16 protein-coding genes are annotated in these 17270 nt (G+C 44.0%); 13 read left to right on the top strand and 3 right to left on the bottom strand.

Translation table 11 applies throughout. The annotated features are described in order from the left end of the window. The first annotated feature begins 131 nt into the window (after positions 1-131). The 8 genes from H8S64_RS20910 to H8S64_RS20875 all read left to right on the top strand — a co-directional run bounded on the left by H8S64_RS20910 (position 132) and on the right by H8S64_RS20875 (position 12734). Complete coding sequence (locus H8S64_RS20910) at positions 132-3674, top strand: SusC/RagA family TonB-linked outer membrane protein (RefSeq protein WP_255469657.1); 3543 nt, start codon at positions 132-134, stop codon at positions 3672-3674. 24 nt (positions 3675-3698) lie between these two features. Beyond that, positions 3699-5120, top strand: a complete 1422-nt coding sequence (locus tag H8S64_RS20905; RefSeq protein ID WP_186978591.1) for a RagB/SusD family nutrient uptake outer membrane protein — start codon at positions 3699-3701, stop codon at positions 5118-5120. A gap of 22 nt (positions 5121-5142) precedes the next feature. Next, a complete protein-coding gene (locus H8S64_RS20900; protein ID WP_186978590.1) occupies positions 5143-5970 on the top strand; it encodes a zinc-binding metallopeptidase in 828 nt (275 codons plus the stop codon). 214 nt (positions 5971-6184) lie between these two features. Continuing rightward, positions 6185-7105 carry an ABC transporter ATP-binding protein gene (locus H8S64_RS20895; RefSeq protein ID WP_186978589.1) on the top strand — a complete coding sequence of 307 codons (921 nt, stop codon included), beginning with the start codon at positions 6185-6187 and terminating at the stop codon, positions 7103-7105. Between the two features lie 25 nt (positions 7106-7130). Beyond that, complete coding sequence (locus H8S64_RS20890) at positions 7131-9419, top strand: Gldg family protein (protein WP_186978588.1); 2289 nt, start codon at positions 7131-7133, stop codon at positions 9417-9419. A gap of 72 nt (positions 9420-9491) precedes the next feature. Then, a complete protein-coding gene (locus H8S64_RS20885; RefSeq protein WP_186978587.1) occupies positions 9492-10829 on the top strand; it encodes a MutS-related protein in 1338 nt (445 codons plus the stop codon). After that, positions 10826-12157: a MutS-related protein gene (locus tag H8S64_RS20880; protein ID WP_186978586.1), complete on the top strand. Its 1332-nt coding sequence runs from the start codon at positions 10826-10828 to the stop codon at positions 12155-12157. Before H8S64_RS20885 ends, H8S64_RS20880 begins: the two co-directional genes overlap by 4 nt. A 133-nt stretch (positions 12158-12290) precedes the next feature. Next, positions 12291-12734 carry a LytR/AlgR family response regulator transcription factor gene (locus H8S64_RS20875; RefSeq protein WP_186978585.1) on the top strand — a complete coding sequence of 148 codons (444 nt, stop codon included), beginning with the start codon at positions 12291-12293 and terminating at the stop codon, positions 12732-12734. Between the two features lie 51 nt (positions 12735-12785). Here H8S64_RS20875 and H8S64_RS20870 read toward each other — a convergent pair whose 3' ends face one another. Both H8S64_RS20870 and H8S64_RS20865 read right to left on the bottom strand, forming a co-directional pair. Further along, positions 12786-13145 carry a hypothetical protein gene (locus tag H8S64_RS20870; RefSeq protein ID WP_099290416.1) on the bottom strand — a complete coding sequence of 120 codons (360 nt, stop codon included), beginning with the start codon at positions 13143-13145 and terminating at the stop codon, positions 12786-12788. Positions 13146-13167: 22 nt separating this feature from the next. Continuing rightward, on the bottom strand, positions 13168-14058 hold the full coding sequence (locus H8S64_RS20865) for a hypothetical protein (RefSeq protein WP_099290415.1): 891 nt from the start codon (positions 14056-14058) through the stop codon (positions 13168-13170). 230 nt (positions 14059-14288) lie between these two features. Between H8S64_RS20865 and H8S64_RS20860 the strand changes: the two genes are divergently transcribed. The 5 genes from H8S64_RS20860 (at position 14289) to H8S64_RS20840 (ending at position 16876) form a co-directional block, all read left to right on the top strand. Beyond that, positions 14289-14555 (top strand): hypothetical protein, encoded by a 267-nt coding sequence (locus tag H8S64_RS20860; protein WP_186978584.1) that lies wholly within the window; start codon positions 14289-14291, stop codon positions 14553-14555. Beyond that, complete coding sequence (locus tag H8S64_RS20855; protein WP_186978583.1) at positions 14555-15181, top strand: DUF6266 family protein; 627 nt, start codon at positions 14555-14557, stop codon at positions 15179-15181. Before H8S64_RS20860 ends, H8S64_RS20855 begins: the two co-directional genes overlap by 1 nt. Further along, on the top strand, positions 15178-15549 hold the full coding sequence (locus H8S64_RS20850; protein ID WP_186978582.1) for a 3TM-type holin: 372 nt from the start codon (positions 15178-15180) through the stop codon (positions 15547-15549). The genes H8S64_RS20855 and H8S64_RS20850 overlap by 4 nt, the downstream gene beginning before the upstream one ends. Before the next feature lie 17 nt (positions 15550-15566). Beyond that, entirely contained in the window at positions 15567-16163 is a 597-nt protein-coding gene (locus H8S64_RS20845) for an N-acetylmuramoyl-L-alanine amidase (RefSeq protein WP_186978581.1), read from the top strand. A gap of 86 nt (positions 16164-16249) precedes the next feature. Further along, positions 16250-16876 carry a DUF6266 family protein gene (locus H8S64_RS20840; protein WP_186978580.1) on the top strand — a complete coding sequence of 209 codons (627 nt, stop codon included), beginning with the start codon at positions 16250-16252 and terminating at the stop codon, positions 16874-16876. A gap of 210 nt (positions 16877-17086) precedes the next feature. Here the strand turns inward: H8S64_RS20840 and H8S64_RS22420 are convergent. Continuing rightward, a partial coding sequence (locus H8S64_RS22420) for a hypothetical protein (protein ID WP_222621224.1) occupies positions 17087-17270 on the bottom strand: 184 nt, incomplete at its 5' end.

Here is a 17270-nt window from a genome sequence, read left to right as displayed (position 1 = left end):
ACATCCCTCGGGTTTAATCAAAACGGACTGCTGGAAACAGTCCATATTATTAACGTCATTACAAATGTATGAAAAAAAAGTTGAATGCGTGCTATTGCCGAAGGCAATGGCTAAAAAAAATGTTACGAGTGATGAAAATAGGATTTTTCCTCTTGGTGTTAAGTTTGACATCAGTGTATGCGACTACATTTTCTCAACAGAAAGTGAGTTTGGATGTGAAGAATGGAACTCTTCTGCACGTTCTGGATTTGTTGCAGGAACAATCGGGATATACCTTTTTGTTTTCCAGTGAGGATGTGAAAAATGTGACAAATCTTTCCATTAAAGTGGAAAACGAAGATTTATTCAATGTATTGAAACAATGCTTGCAGGGGACATGTTTAAGTTTTGAGGTCAATGAGAAATTGGTGGTTTTGCGGCGACTTGTGTCAAAAATGGATGAACCGGAGAAAAAATCAATCCGGCTTAAGGGATTCGTGTATGACACGAAGAAGCAACCGATGCCGGGTGTGACAGTCAGATTGATAGGGACTTCCGTGGGTACGGCAACCGATGCTAATGGGCGGTTTTCCGTGGTATTACCAGTAGAAAAGGGACAGTTGGAATTCTCTTTTGTCGGTTTCCGTAGCCAAATTGTGCATTTTTCAGAAAAGACGGAAGTCGACACTTTAAGGATAACGATGCATGAGGACGTGCAAGCGATTGATGAAGTGGTGGTGACGGGTTACGGTGACGTGAGCCGGAAAAACTATACCGGGGCAGCGACAACGGTACGGGCGGCGGATATTTTAATGCCGGGAGTCTCCTCTATCGATCAGATGTTACAAGGTGTCGTTCCCGGTATGTTAGTATGGAACACGACAGGACAGGTGGGGGCAACACCCAAGATTCGAGTTCGGGGGACTTCGACTTTATTAGGAAGCCAAGAGCCGGTTTGGGTGGTAGATGGTGTCGTGCAGCGGGATCCACAACCTTTTAATTCTGATGAAAATTTGAAATTCTCTACGGATGCCGATGATATTAAGGAATTGGCGGGAAATGCTATTTCATGGTTGAATCCTTATGATATTGAAACAATTACTGTATTGAAGGATGCTTCAGCAACAGCCATTTACGGTTCTAAGGCGGCGAATGGGGTAATCGTGGTAACCACGAAGAAAGCTACTGCCGGGAAAGTGGCGGTGAATTATTCAGGAGATTTCACCATCGGTCAACGTCCCCGTTACGGGTTGTATGATTTGATGAACTCGGAAGAACATATGCGGCTTCAAAAAGAAATATACGAGGAACGTCGTAAATATCCTTCAGCCTCATTCATGTTACCCATAGGCTATTACGGGTTGCAGCAAAAATTATTACAACGGGAAATCACATTGGAGGAAATGGATCTGGAATACCGGAAATTAGCACGGACAAACACGAATTGGTTTGATATTTTGTTTCGTAATTCATTCAGCCATACTCATTCATTGGGAATCAGTGGCGGTTCGGAGAAAGTACAAAATCGGACATCTTTCGGATTCACACAGCAAAAAGGAGAGGCAAAAGGGAATGATGTAACGAATTTTACAGTGTCTTCAAACACGACAGTGCAACTTTGGGAGCGGGTGACGGTGAATATGTTGTTGAACGGGAGTATCCGGGAGGTGGATGGTTTTGCTTACGGGGTAGATCCTTTTACTTATGCTTATAATACTTCTCGTGCAATTCCTGCTTATCATGAAGACGGCTCTTTGTATTATCATGATAAACAAGGTCAATTGAGTAATGTAATATCAGGGAAGACCACGTATAATTATAATATATTGAATGAGTTGGCAAACACGGGGAGTGAGAACACGACCCGGACGTGGGGAACGATTTTTGATTTGAAATGGGAAATCTTACCCGGTTTGGAGTATCAGGGATTGTTTTCTTACGCTTCTTCATCAGCAAACTCAGAACAGTATGCGGGCGAACGTTCTTTCTATATCACCAGTATCCGGGGATACGAGTATGGAACAGTGAAAACTACCGACAGTGGGTATCGCTCCACGCCTCTACCTGTAGGAGGGGTGTTATCAACCGATATGACAAACACAAGAACCGTTACCGTGCGGAATAGTTTGGTGTATGACCGTTTGTTTCGGGAAAAACATCGGGTGACTTTGCAAGTGGGAATCGAAACAAATTCCGTGAAAACGAAAGGAGAAACAAACTTGCGTTACGGGTATTTGCCGGAACGGGGTGAAACTTTTGCAACGCCTCCGATTTCCTATAAGGTTATATTTACAGAATATGATAACACGGATATCGTCAATGGCACACATACTATTGTTAATCGGATCGAGAATGAATTGAGCGAGTTTGCCACGGGGGTGTATACCTATGACGATCGTTACGTGGCGAATTTTAGCGTACGAGCAGATGCTTCCAACCGTTTTGGGCAAGATAAAAATAAGCGTTTTCAACCGACGTGGTCTGCCGGCGTGAAATGGCGTGTGACTCGTGAGGCGTTCTTGAGAAATTCGTGGTGGTTGAATAATTTGGATATTTATGGTTCTTACGGTTATCAAGGAAATGCGGTGACATCGGTTTGTCCCGAGCTGATAGCTACAGATCAATATTACAACCAGTATCAGGCTTTTGGGTTAAAGGTGAAATCATTGCCTTATCCTTCATTGGGCTGGGAAAAGACGAAAACGTGGAATGTGGGAGTGGACGCTTCCTTGCTTGAAGGACGGGTGAATTTCACGTTCAATTATTTCAAAAAGATTAGTGATGTCCTTGCTTCCCGAGAAATCGCTTACGAGAATGGGATGGCGAACGGGATTGTTTTCGGTTCGACGATGAAGAATTACGGTTATGATTTCGTGATTAACGTGGTTCCTGTTCGTACTGAAAAGTTTACATGGCAACTTTCGCTGAATACTTCCGTGACCAAGAATGGCGTGAAGGATAACGAGAGAGTCAACACGTTAGATGATTATTTGAATGGTTCCGCCGTGGTAAACGGGCGTCCATTCTCAACATTTTATTCTTACAAATTTGCCGGATTGGATAAAGAATACGGTACACCGACTTTTGAAAACACGGATTTGGAAAATGGTGGAAGTCCGAAAGATTTCCTCGTGGAGAGTGGAAAATTTACCCCGGATTTCTCCGGTGGTTTGAATACGATGCTCAAATACAAACAATTTTCTTTGTATGCCTTGTTTGCCGTTCAATTTGGCGGGCATGACAGGTTGCCGGATTTTTATGCCTCATCATTATCCACGGGTTCGGGACTTCCGGGACCGGAGAAAAATGTGTCAAGAAAATTGATGAACCGTTGGAGAAATCCGGGTGATGATACGCAAATTCCGGCACTTCCGGGGGGGGAAGGTACAGAATACGTAAGATTACCCGTTACACAGACCTCCACGAGTAGCCTGCAGAATTGTTACGTGATGTATAACAATTCTGATATTCGGGTGGCTAACACGGATTTTATCCGTTGTCGTTCTCTTTCCTTGTCTTATGATTTCACGGGGGAATGGTTGAATAAAATGGGGTTGAGCTACTTGTCGATGAAAGCGAGTATGACGAATCCGTTCATGTGGGTGTCGGATAAAAAATGGGATGGTCTGGATCCAGAAACGGGGAATTGGCCTGCACGGCGTGTTACCTCTTTGTCATTGCAGGTTAGGTTTTAATGATTAACGAATAAATGATGAGATATGAAGTACTTTAGAAATATGATATTAGGATGGCTTTGTGTATGTTTGATAGGAGCGTGTTCGGATTTCTTGGAGGAAAAGTCGCAGGACGAGGTTTTGGTGAAAACTGCTTCGGATTATAGTGAATTGCTATTGGGATATATGGGGTATTCTGATTGTTGGGGACTACTCTATCTTTTGAGTGATGAAACCCGTTTGGATGATAATCAATATTGGGGTGACGGAAATACGGATGATGCCACGGGAATAAGTTATAGGGATTATTACACTTGGCAACCGGATATGTGGGAAGGGACTAGTTCGAGCGAGACCAATTGTTACAAGGAAATGTATGAACTGATCATGGGTGTCAATGCCGTGTTGGACGGGATTGATGACGCGGAAGGAGATCAAGCGACGAAAGATCGGGTAAAGGCAGAAGCGCTTGGATTGCGGGGTTTTTATTATCATTTTCTGGTGAATGTTTTCGGGGAACCGTATAATTGTAACAGACAGGCTCTTGGAGTTCCCTTGAAATTGACAGCCGCATTGTTGGAAAACGGAATTGCCCGTAATACAGTAGAAAAGGTATATGATCAGATTGTGAAAGATTTGGAACAATCATCCGAGTTGTTTCGTCAATACCCGAAGCAAAGGGGTGATTACCGGATAAACGGTACGGTGGTGGATATTTTATTGTCCCGGGTGTATCTTTATATGGAAAGATGGGATGAGGCAATAGCTGCGGCAAACAGGGCAATCGAAACATCTGAAGGATTAACCGATTACACGAAAATGAATGCCGGAGACGAATTTGTGATGGCATCATACACTCATTCCGAGGTGGAATGGGTGTACGGGAAGGCCAAAATGAGACCGATTTTGTTTGTTCCGTCAGAGAAACTTATGGAGGTTTTAGAGGGGAAGAAGGATTGCCGGAAAACATTTTGGATTAAAAAAGATGAAATATTAAACCAAATACAAATCACGAAGATTGATCGTTATGACTTGACTGAATTGTATAACACGATACGTATTTCCGAGGCTTATTTGAATCGTGCGGAAGCATACGTATTGTCGGAACAGGCAAATAAGAACACTCTTGCGTTGGATGACTTGAATCGTTTGCGTCACCACCGCATCATAGGGTATACTGATGTGTCGATTGTCGATGAGGAGGATTTGTTGAATGCGATTCGAGAGGAACGTTATGCGGAGTTGTGTTTCGAAGGACACCGTTGGTTTGACTTGCGCCGTTACGGAATGCCTTCCATTACCCATGATTATAAAATAAGAAAGAACGCACCATGGGAAACTTACACCCTGCGGGAAAAGGATCCGCTTTATACCTTGCCAATTCCGACATCGATGTTTACGAATAACATACAGTTGGAACAGAATGCTTCTGCCAATGAGCTGCGACGGGTGGGAATAATCAAGTGAAACCTGTAATTAATTGACGATAATGAAAAAGATAACGATATATTTAACTGCGCTTTGCTTGTTATGCTGCATGGCGTGTTCCGAGGACAAAGAGATCGGGAAAGTCGCCCCTTTGACCATGGCTTATGAGTTACCCCAGGGAAAATCCACGGCAGATGATCGTATCGTGGAATTGTACAATCAGTACGGGATGTTTATCGTGTACGACTATAAAAATAGGGATTTTATTTATGATAACCCGTTAGAAAGTTATACTTATGAATTGCCGGATCCCCTATACGTGCAGGACATGATGGATTTGTTGGAGGATATTTGGTTCGGATTTTATTCTGAAAAACTTCATCAGAAGACCTTGCCTTATCAGATATTCCTGGCAAAAGAGTTAATGAATTATGATGATCAAAGCGTGTTTGTGGTTTTTGGGAACTTTTCGATGGCGTTTGGGCGTTGTTCTGATGAAATCCGAAATATGACACCGGGGGAGAAATTGGCCTTAAAAAACGAGTTACAGTCCACCCTTTGGTGGAGGAGATGGATTTACGGTAAAGTGATCGAGGTTCCGGAAGCGTTTTATGAGGTGAGCAATTACGACATCAAAACAACCAACAGGGACGAATCGGCGGAAAATTATTACAAGGCAGAAGGTTTTATCAGTTATATCGACGGGCTGACGTTTAAAAATGAAGATATTGAAGCGTTCATAAAGGGTATGGTCACGTGGACATCGGAGAGATGGGCGGAAGAATTTAAATGGCCGCTTGTGAAAAAGAAATATGATATATTGCGTGATTATTATCTGAAAAATTATGACATCGATCTAAAGAAAGTAGGCGATGCGGTTTACGAATGAAAAACGGATTGTAATATAAGTAGTGTGTCTTAACCACGGGTGTCCGGGTGAGTACCCCCGGACACACACTCTTCGGATTGTGGGGAAAATCGTGTGAATTAAATTAAAATAATTTCTTGGCAAACAAGTGATTTCGTGCGTGTTCTATACAATATGTATAGGTCATTTTTTGCCCGGGGTGAATATTGTATGTTTAAAAATAAAAAAGAATTTTATGGAAGAGGCAATTGTAAAAGTCGAACATCTGTCCCACCGTTATAGTGTTCAGTGGGCGATCCGGGATATCAATTTCGAGATCACGAAAAATGGGATATACGGGTTGTTAGGCTCTAATGGTGCGGGTAAATCCACGACGATGAATATCATGTGTGGCGTGCTTAAACAAACAGAGGGAAGTATTTATATCAAGGGAATCAATATGCGGGAACACCCGATTGAGGCGAAGCGCCATATCGGGTTCTTACCCCAGCACCCGCCTTTGCACGGGGATCTGACCGTGGAGGAGTATCTAAAGTTTTGCAGTTCATTGCGTGACATTCCGGATAACAAGGTTAAAGAAGCCGTGGGCAAGGCGATGGAGCGTTGCGGGATTACTCATTTCCGGAAACGGCTGATACGGAATTTATCTGGGGGATACCAGCAACGGGTGGGTATCGCCCAAGCGATTATTCATGAGCCGGCGTTTGTGGTATTGGACGAACCGACTAACGGATTGGACCCCAACCAGATTATTGAAGTTCGCCATTTGATAAAGGAAATTGCGCAAGAACGTACGGTGGTTTTGTCCACCCACATCTTGTCGGAAGTGCAGGCGACTTGTGATTATATCCGTATGATAGAACAAGGAAAATTGGTATTTGCCGGTACGGTAAGTGAATTCGATAATTATATAGTTCCGAGTACGGTAGTGGTATCATTAATTGCCCACCCGACCGTGGAGGAATTGCAAACCGTTCCGGATGTGCTCAAGGTGGAAGAGTTAGGTGGAACGAATTACCGTCTTCATTTCCCGGATGCGCAGGATGCCTTGGAAAAGGTGGCGGAAATAAGTGCCGCTCGTGGCTGGCGGTTGAACGGTCTCTCTTTAGAGAAAAGTTCGTTGGATGCCATTTTTGCGGAATTGTCAAAGAAGTAGTGTAATTTAGAAAATAGAAATACAGATGAAAAAGATATATAAAATAGCGCAGGCGGAATTGCAAATGTTGTTCTATTCGCCGGTGGCATGGTTGATTCTCGTGGTTTTTGCTTTTCAAGCTGCGATGGCCTTTATGGGACCTGCCATGAATTATGTTATAAACCAGCAATTCGGATTAAGGGAATCAGGATTAACCTACACGCTTTTAGCTGGTAATTACGGAGTTTTGTCAACCATGCAGGGGTATTTATATTTTTATATTCCCTTGTTGACCATGGGATTGTTGAGCCGGGAAATCGGGAGTGGTTCTATCAAGTTATTGTATTCCTCACCCGTGAGCAATTGGCAGATTATCCTAGGTAAATACCTGTCGATGATGATATACGGTTTGGCGTTAATGTCTGTTTTGCTGGTGATTGCTGTGTTCGGGGCTTGCACTATAAAGGATTTTGACTTCCCCGCTGTGTTGACGGGAATATTGGGACTCTATCTTTTACTTTGTGCTTACACGGCGGTCGGGCTTTTCATGTCGAGTTTAACCTCTTATCAAGTAGTAGTTGCTGTGCTGACATTATTAATGTTGGGGGTGTTGAATTACGTGAGAAACTGGTGGCAGGGTATCGAGTTTGTTCGAGACATCACGTATTGGTTGTCTATCTCCGGCAGGGCGGATACCTTTATCGGTGGGTTGATTTGTAGCGAGGATGTTCTTTATTTCATTATCGTGTCGGCGTTGTTTTTGAGTTGGACGGTAATTCGCTTACAAGCGAACCGGCAAAAAAGCTCGTGGATGACGACATGGAGTAAGTACGTGGGAGTTTTATTTTTGGTCTCATTCTTGGGTTTCTTGTCCTCTCGTCCGATTTTGATGAGGTACTATGATGCTACTGCCACGAAAATGAACACGTTGACTCCGAATAGTCAGGAAATCATCTCGAAACTGGAAGGAGGTTTAACTATTACGACTTATGCGAATGCGCTCGATATGGAAAATTCATGGCTGGGAAGACCTGAAAGCGTGAAGTACAATGAACAGGTGTTTCGCCAGTACCTGCGTTTCAAGCCGGAAATCAAGATGAAATATATTTATTATTATGACACGGTTTATAGCCCGAGGTTAGATCAAATGTACCCCAGTTTGAACACGAGAGAACGTTTGATAAAAATTTCTGAGATGCTTGACTTGGATTCAAACTTGTATATTACCCCGGAAAAGATTCGGGCACAAATTGATTTGAGGCCGGAAGGGAATAAATTTGTTCGCTTGTTGGAACGGGAAAACGGAGAAAAAACATTCTTGCGGGTATTCAATGATATGTATCGCGAGCCCGGTGAGACAGAAATCACGGCAGCATTGAAACGTCTTGTCATGAAATTGCCTAAGGTCGGTTTCTTGACGGGACACGGGGAACGGGATATTAATCAAGTCGGCGATCGGGGATATAATTTTGCATGGTTTAAATCAGCTCGTTATGCTTTGATAAACCAAGGGTTTGACATTGCGGAAGTGAACTTGGACAGAGAGATTTCGGCGGACATCGATATTTTGGTTGTTGCGGAGGTAAGGCATGAAATGGATGACACGCAAAAGGAAAATTTGGAAAAATATATTGCCCGCGGCGGGAATTTATTCATCTTGAGCGAACCGAAACGGGAGGAATACATGGGGCCGCTCTTGGCAAAATTCGGAGTTCAAATGGTTCCCGGGGAATTGGTGCAAGTTGCCGAAAACTATTTGCCTAATCTGGTATTGTCTTACGCGACAAAAGATGCCCAAGAAATGATATATCATTTCAAGCCTCAAAGAGGGAGAATGATAATCACGACTCCCGGAGTGGCGGGTTTGGAATATCAAGAGGATAAAGGATACAAGGTAATCCCGTTATTCATGACGGATTCCTTGACGTGGAACGAGTTGGAAACAACAGATTTTGTGGATGATACCGTTCGTGTGAATAGCGAAATAGGTGAAGTGCAGAAATGTTACGTGACTGCTTTGGCCTTGACTCGTGAGGTTGGAGATAAGGAACAGAAAATCATGATATTCGGGGATGCCGATTGTATTAGTAATGTAGAGTTGAGTACGAACCGGGTGAATGTCAGTAACCGGAATTTCTCGATTATCATGGGTGGTTTCTACTGGTTATCGGATAAAGAGGTACCGATAGATGTACGTCGTCCTGCCTTGACGGATGATTTCATAAATTTGGGTAAAGAAAGCCTGTCCGTGTGGAAAATCATTCTGGTATGGGTATTGCCCGGGTTGTTAGTTGTGATGTCTCTTCTCCTTTGGATTCGTCGCCGGGGAAGATAATTAATTTATGTTTTGTTCTTGGCGATTCCTAAACTAGGAATTGCCAAGAACAAAACATTTAAAATTAGCGAGATGAGTTTTAAAATAGATAAACAGACTTTAAATGACCTGGCAATTTTCGGTACGGGAAGAAGTCAATCCATTTACGAGATATTTAATCGAACACGCACTCGTGGCGGGGGACGCTTGTTGGAAGAGATGTTCCAGTATCCCCTTTCAACCCTCGAAGAAATAAATTCCCGAGGAGAGATTATCGGTCACTACATGAAGAACGGGGATGAATTTCCCTTCCCGGGATCCATTTTCGATGCGATCGAGTTTTACCTCGACAACACGGACTCTCGTAGCCAGTTGAAACGGGAGGACAACACGCTGGGGCGCAGGGTGAAGGACATGATGGGAACGGACACGGAATATATGTGGATTCATAACGGGATCGTGGGGTGCTTGGAAATGTTAAACACACTAGAGGGATTCCTCGAAACTTCTCCAGCCAGCGAGAATAAAAACATGGCAGGTTTCGCTAAGGAATTGTGTGTCTTGCTGAGAAATGACCGTTGGCAGTGGTTCCGGCAGGAAAAAGGCAAGAAAAAAGTGTCCCGGGAGCGGGCGGTCGAGTACGACCGTGTTTTCCGGTTCGAGGAGCGGGATAAATTGCGTAAATTACTTTACCATATCTACCAGCTTGACGTGTACATGACGGTAGCGGCGATTTCGCGGGAGCGGGGTTTTGTGCGGGCGAAAGCACTTTCTCCGGGAAAAAACGTGTTGAAATTGAAGGGACTCTTCCATCCCTTTTTGGAGCACCCCGTGGGTAATGACATCGAGGTGGACAAGGATAGTAACCTACTCTTCCTGACGGGAGCGAACATGGCGGGCAAATCGACTTTCATGAAGTCATTCGCGATCTCTCTATTCTTGGCTCACGTGGGATTTCCCGTGCCGGCTAGAGAGATGGAGTTTTCCGTTCGCGGGGGAATGTTCACGACCATAAATCTGCCGGATAACCTGAACATGGGATACAGCCATTTCTATGCCGAGGTGTTGCGCTTGAAACGGGTAGCACAAGAGGTGCGGCAAACCCCGAACCTGGTGATTATATTCGACGAGTTGTTCCGCGGGACAAACGTGAAAGACGCTTACGACGCTACGCTGGCGGTGTCGGAAGCCTTCTCGGAAATCAGGAATTGTGCGTTCATGATCTCGACGCATATTATCGAAGTGGGCGAGGTCTTGAAAGAACGTTGCTCGAACATCAAGTTTATTTACCTGCCGACCATCATGGAAGGCAATAAACCGGTTTACACCTATCGCCTGGCATCAGGAATCACGAACGATCGCCACGGGATGATCATCATTAATAACGAGAGAATCATAGAAATCATAGAAGGGAAAGGAGGTAATTCATGAGTTTTGAAACAGACAAGCAAACACTTGACGACTTGAATATTCTCGGGAAGTACAAGAACAATTCGATTTATAGCTTGTTCGGGGGGATAGCCACCCGAGGGGGCGAGCGCTTGCTGGAAGAGATGTTTCTTCATCCGTTAACGGACACGGGGGAGATCAACCGGCGGGTGGCGACTTTCCGGTATTTTAAAGAACATGCCTTCGTGTTTCCCGGTGAGGCGAAAGCTTGTGACTTGGTGGAGCAGTATCTCGGGAGTGCTAGCGGTAAATATTGGACGGTGAATTATTTCCGCTTGTTGCGATTAAAGGGTGCAGAGATCATTGCCCATGACCGACGTTACGAGGCTTGGCGTGAGCAGGTGACGGTGACTGTTGCCTTTTTTGCCGCCACCCGTGTCTTTCTTGGGGAAGTGGCGGCAGGTATGGCGGGGCACCCTCTCGAGGGGCGGGTGAAGCAGGGATTGGAATTGCTGGAGTCTCCTGGGGCGGTTCGAGTGCTCTCGTGCCCGACGGGAGAGGTAGGGATAGGTGAAATATTGTTGCGGGATCGTTACTTCTGTCACACCCGTCTGTTAGCCTTCCGGGAATTGTTGCTCCTGCTCCACGAGTTGGATGTTTGCATCGTGGTGGGACGGATAGCGCGGGAACGTGAATTTTGCTTTCCCGTGGCTCGTGAAGGTGATGCGCTCTCGATAAGCGTTAAAGGTTTACATCACCCGGCTCTTCCGGGAGCCATTTCCAACGACATGGAAATCACGAGGACACGTAACATCTTTTTTCTCACGGGGGCTAACATGGCGGGTAAATCGACGTTGATGAAATCTTTCGGTATTGCGGTCTATTTGGCTCACATGGGGTTCCCCGTGGCGGCCAGAAGCATGGAATTCTCCGTGCAGGACGGCATCTATACATCGATCAATGTTCCAGATAACATAAACTTGGGATACAGTCATTTTTACGCGGAAGTGCTCCGGGTGAAGAAGGTGGCCGAAGAGGTAAGCAAGTCCAAAAGGTTAGTGGTGATTTTTGATGAATTGTTCAAGGGAACGAACGTGAAGGATGCTTATGACGCCACGTTGGCAGTCACTGCCGCTTTGGCGAAGCGTCGCCTTTGCTCTTTTCTGGTGTCGACGCATATTATAGAAGTTGGAGAAGAACTGGAAAAAAGGTGTGACAACGTGACGTTTGCCTACCTGCCTACCGTGATGCGGGGGAACGTGCCAACGTACACTTATCGTTTGGAATCGGGAATTACCGGGGATAAACACGGTATGATTATCATCAATAACGAACGAATTGTTGAGATTATTCGGGGGCAAGTGGATTGATTTGGTGCGTGCTTTTCTATAAATTATCTCGATATAGTTTGAGATAGGGCGGTGCTACTTGTAGTGCCGTCTTTTTAATGAAAATGGTAACCTGTCGGGAGGATTGTTTCTCGGGACATAATACTGGAAAATTATGGAACAGAAACAAAATAATTTGGAGATGGAAAATAGCCTCCCGGCAGGTACTGCCGTCGTGGTAAGTGATCGTTATAGAAACGATCGATTTTTCGTGTGGTACAATGATGCGTACCGGATTGTCTTGTGCTCCAATATCGCTTGGTTGCAAGCGGATCGTGATTATTGTTACCTTCATTTCAAGAATGGTACTAAAATGCTCGTGGTTCACCCGTTGAAGGACGTGTTGGCGATGCTTCCCCCGGAAGATTTCGTTCGGGTTCACCGGAGTTACGCCGTTTGCCTTGACCTCGTGGATCGGTTGGTCGGGAACACGATCTATATCGGCAAACAGGATTTTCCCGTGAGTCCTGCCTACAGGGAGGATTTACACTCCCGTTTCCGCTTTTTAGGAAAGGTAAAAGGCTTGCACAAATCTAAACTCGTGAAAAATAATAAATAAACATGTATAACCCGTCCCGAGAGGCAACCTCCCGGGCAGGTTCGTGAAATCTTATAAAGCTAACGTGCTAAAAAATTTTTTAATATCTGATATATTGTCCAAGTAAACAACAGCACCTGTGTTGTCTTTACTTTTCGGACGATTTTGTGTTAGCTTGACAGCCTCGAAAATTGCTTGTAAATCAGAGGGAATATTTTCGAGTTCTACTTTTGTTTCAGCGTTTTCTGATTTTAAAAATGTATTGTAAAATTCATCGATGAAACTACGTGTTGCAAATTTTACATTACGAAAATCAACAATAACTACGGGAACGTGGAGATTTTTAATATATAATTCAAAATCTCGAACCACAACTCTAGATTTAAGGTCTTGGCTAATTATCGCTGAAATATCTATTGTTATCTTATCCATATTGCAAAGTTACAAAATTTATTTATTCAATATAGTTAATGTATTGAAATTTACGATTTATATATGGGATTCGTAAAGCAATAATAGTACCCTTCCAATAAATTTTATCGGGTAGTACAATAAACTGATCTAAATTTCTGTCACGTGCATACATGGCACTACCAGAGATCATGATGTATTGTCCGTTTAATCCATCCGTTAGCATTCTGCGAGAGGTTATGATACCATACCCTCTATTCTCTGCATTAGGAAGGTTTTTCGTGGAGATTCCCCTGTTGGCAGCTTGAATCGCTTCGAGGTCGGAAGCGATTTCTTCTTCATTATTTTTTTGATAGCTACCTAATAAAGTGATACCACTATCTGCGATACAAATATCTAAATATTTTTTGGTCGGGTACGCTTGTGCAAATATATATCCGCGTTCAGAATGAGAATGTTCTGTGATATTGTCAACAATTTCTCCAATCATATATTTTAATCCGGTAATAATATTGGGTGTTAAATTGAGTTGTTTCGTTATAATAAATTCTATTGTTGAAAGAATATTGTTTTTATCATCTTCGTGACTATCTGTTGCGGGAAAATTGATGATAGGGATATATGTTTTTCTTGTGTACTCTTCCATTCGTGCGGTAAATTCGGTTTTTCTTATTTGATCAGGGGAAAATCCATCGCCAAAATGTAGAAGATTCATATAAGGTGTGATATTCATGAAGTGGATTTCTTTGTCAGAACTTTTGACAAAAAGCATTAAAGGAAGTACAAATGTCGGTGATACAAATGTAGTGTGGCTAAAATCTATAATATGTTTGGTGTCTGTACTATTCTGGATTTGATCCATTATTACTAAAACTTCTTGTAAACCATTAGATAGTTTTTCGTCTTGTATGTTTATATTTCTATTTATATGCATAATAGTATTGTTATACAGTACAAATATAGTGTATAAGTTTTGTAAGTGTATGTAATTTCTTCGATAGATTGCGTGAAATTAAATCTTATTAATTAGAAGTTTAAATTCTTGTGTATTCTCAGACGAAGAATACTTCCGGTGGGCGTCTTGTTCTCCCGAGCTCGAATAATAAACTTGCGTTCGGCTATACAGCGTGTTACTTTTGGGATGTAATTAAAAAAAACAAAGTTATGAGATTATTGACAGACATCCCCGGGGAGCAGGCGTGTTTCCCGTTGAGAAGGGGAAGAAAACGGGGAGGGAAGAGGAAGAGAACGGGCTACAACTCCAGAGATACTCCCGAGAACCATTTGACTAACACCGGACATGACTATCGTGATACGATTCTTGTCGTGATTGAGTGTCCTTGGCGAATCTTTATTATATCTCCATTTCCTCTTGTACGCGGGGGAAATAGGACGAGAAATGTGGATTGTTCATTTAAAAACGTGGGGTGATGGCAGAAGTAAGCAGTATTTTTAAGATCAGGGGACGAATCGGTAACACGATTTTTGTCGGGCGTAACGGGAAATGTTACGCTCGGGCAGTGGCGACAAAGGTGACAAACCCGAATACGCCGAAGCAACAAATGGTGCGTGCCAGGTTTCGGGTGGCACTTCGTTTTTACCAGCGATTGAAGGATACCCCGCTGGGGGAGATTTGGAGATTGTCGGGGAAGAGGGCAAAACTCACGGGCTATACTTTGTTCATGAGGGAGAATTTGAATATGTTCGACCACGAGGGCAGGATAGTTGATTTTGACGGGTTACGTTTGGCAGTGGGAAATCGTTGTGACGCTCGCGATATTGAGGTCTCTCTTGATGATTCCGGGCAAGTGACGCTACGGTGGGGAGATGATGACGAGGACCTTTATCTAGGGGAGAATGATCGCTTGATGGTGGCCTTGCTTTACGGGGATCGGTTGTTCTCGCCGGAGGTGGTGGATGATTTGAAAGCCGTGAGGCGTGATGGAACGGTAACCTTCCGGTTACCGCGAATCAAAGACGTGGAGGTTCATTTGTATTGCTTTTTCGTGTCCCCCGGGGATGAGTATGTTTCGGATTCGCAACACTTGAAGGTATGAGTCCGGTGAAAGGTATTGTCGGTGCGGTCAGCGAATTGGTTGACCGGCTGACGCTTCCGGCGAGGGAGAAGAAACAACTGGAGACGGATTTATTGAAAGTTTTTGTCGAGTGGGAGCAACGGGTGATGGAAGCCCGTTCGGAGGTGCTGGCGGAAGAGGTCCGGGGTAATTGGCTGCAACGTTCGTGGCGACCGTTGGTGATGTTGACTTTCGCCTTGATTGTGCTCGTGGGGACATTCACGAGTTTGCCGATTCTTGCCGATACCTCCCGGTTCTGGGATTTGCTGGAGGTGGGGATAGGCGGGTACGTGATGGGGAGAAGTGGGGAGAAAATCTTACAAGTCTTCGCGCGGAAACGACGTTTTTAATTTTAGATTTATGAGTTATGAGTTCATTTTCAATTTTTAATTCTCAATTTTCAATTGTGAACCATCGTTTGGTGGATGGTGAGGTGGTGCATTTGGTTTGTTCGAAGAATACCAGACCGCTAAAAAATCCGGATACTATCGTGTTACATTACACGGCTGGTAGGAGTGCCGAATCGTCATCGTTCTACCTTACTCGCCCGGACGTGGGTGCATCCGCTCATGTCGTGATTGGGCGGGACGGGAAGGTGTTTCAACTGGTGTCGTTTAATGTCGAGGCGTGGCATGCCGGTAGGAGTTTTTACAGGGGACGTGCGGAGTTCAATCATTTCTCGATTGGAATCGAGCTTGATAATCTCGGGAAGTTGCGTTGGGACGGGAAACGGTTTGTGGCAGAGTGTGGCGCGGAGGTAGCGGCATCAGATGTTTACGCGGACGATTCGGGTGGGAATATCTCTTATTGGCACAAGTACACGGATAGGCAAATACGAGTGTTGCGTGATGTGTGTCGGGTGTTGGTGTCGGAATACCCTATTAGGCATATTCTGCGTCATTCGGATATTACTCCCCGTAAGATAGATCCGGGACCGGCGCTACCTGAAATTACATTGTACTAAAAAAATGCATCCGAGGTATTCGGATCCATACCGGGGATGCAATGTTCATTTTCAATTTTCAATTATTAATTTTCAATTGTATTATTATGGCAGAATTTAATTCTTATTTGTTAGGTAAAGCGAAAAAATCAGTGGGTAACATCACATTGTGTTACACGAGAAGAAAGAATATTGCGAAAGCGAAAATTTTTTCAAGAAAAGATAATCCGACACCGGAGATGTTAGCTCAACGGGCAAGGATGAAAGCGTTGGTGCAGTTGTCTCGGAATCTTTTACCTGTTATCCGAAAAGGATTCGTGGGAATTGGTAACGGTTCAACCTCGAATGCTTTCGTGGCACGGAATATGAAAGCGGTAGAGGTGAATGAACAGAACGTGGCAACCGTTAATTTCGATCAGTTGTTGGTAGCATCCGGAATATTGAACCCGCCGAAGGTGACGGTAACGTATGACGAGGAAAACAATAAATATCAGTTCTCGCAAGTGGAGCAAGCGGAAGAGGATGGTTACGCGTTTGTCGATGACCAAGTGTATGCCGTGTTGTACGAAACGGAGCGAGGCAGATCGAGATTGGTGGAGTTGAGAACTCGTGGCGAGAGCGGTAGCACAAGTTATGCCCTTCCCGAAGAATGGGATAATACGAAAGTGAAAGTGTATTGTTTTGCCATGTTGAAGAGGGGAAAGGAAGTGTCGGATAGCAAGTTGATAGCGTGAAGTTGATTAGTTTATAAAGTCCGTTGACTTTATGACTTTAGGGACTTTCAGACTTTATGGACGAGAGGGAGTGTCGAAATACTCCCTCTCGTGTGTTACTTCGTTTTTTTATTTAGCTCATGTGTCATGTAGTTTTCTGAAAGGTTCTGTTTTCTAGTGTCTTGTAAAAAAGTTTAAAAAAAGAGGGTAAAAAATTTGGAAAAGGGGATTTTATGCTGTTATCTTTGCACCCGCTAAACCGGAAGGGGGGGCGAGTGAAGAGAGAGGTTGGCGAAGTTCTTTAGATGTTGTAGAGATGAAGCGAGGGGGGTAAAAGTTAGTTGTAACGACACCCCGCGAAAAAAGTTTGAAAAAACTTTGAAAAAGATTTGGAAGGGAAGGGAAAAACGTTTTA

This window comes from Butyricimonas hominis, assembly GCF_014287455.1.
GTDB classification, from domain to species: domain Bacteria; phylum Bacteroidota; class Bacteroidia; order Bacteroidales; family Marinifilaceae; genus Butyricimonas; species Butyricimonas muris.
Note: the sequence above shows the minus strand (reverse complement) of the source record. Positions and strands in the feature narration are given on the sequence as shown.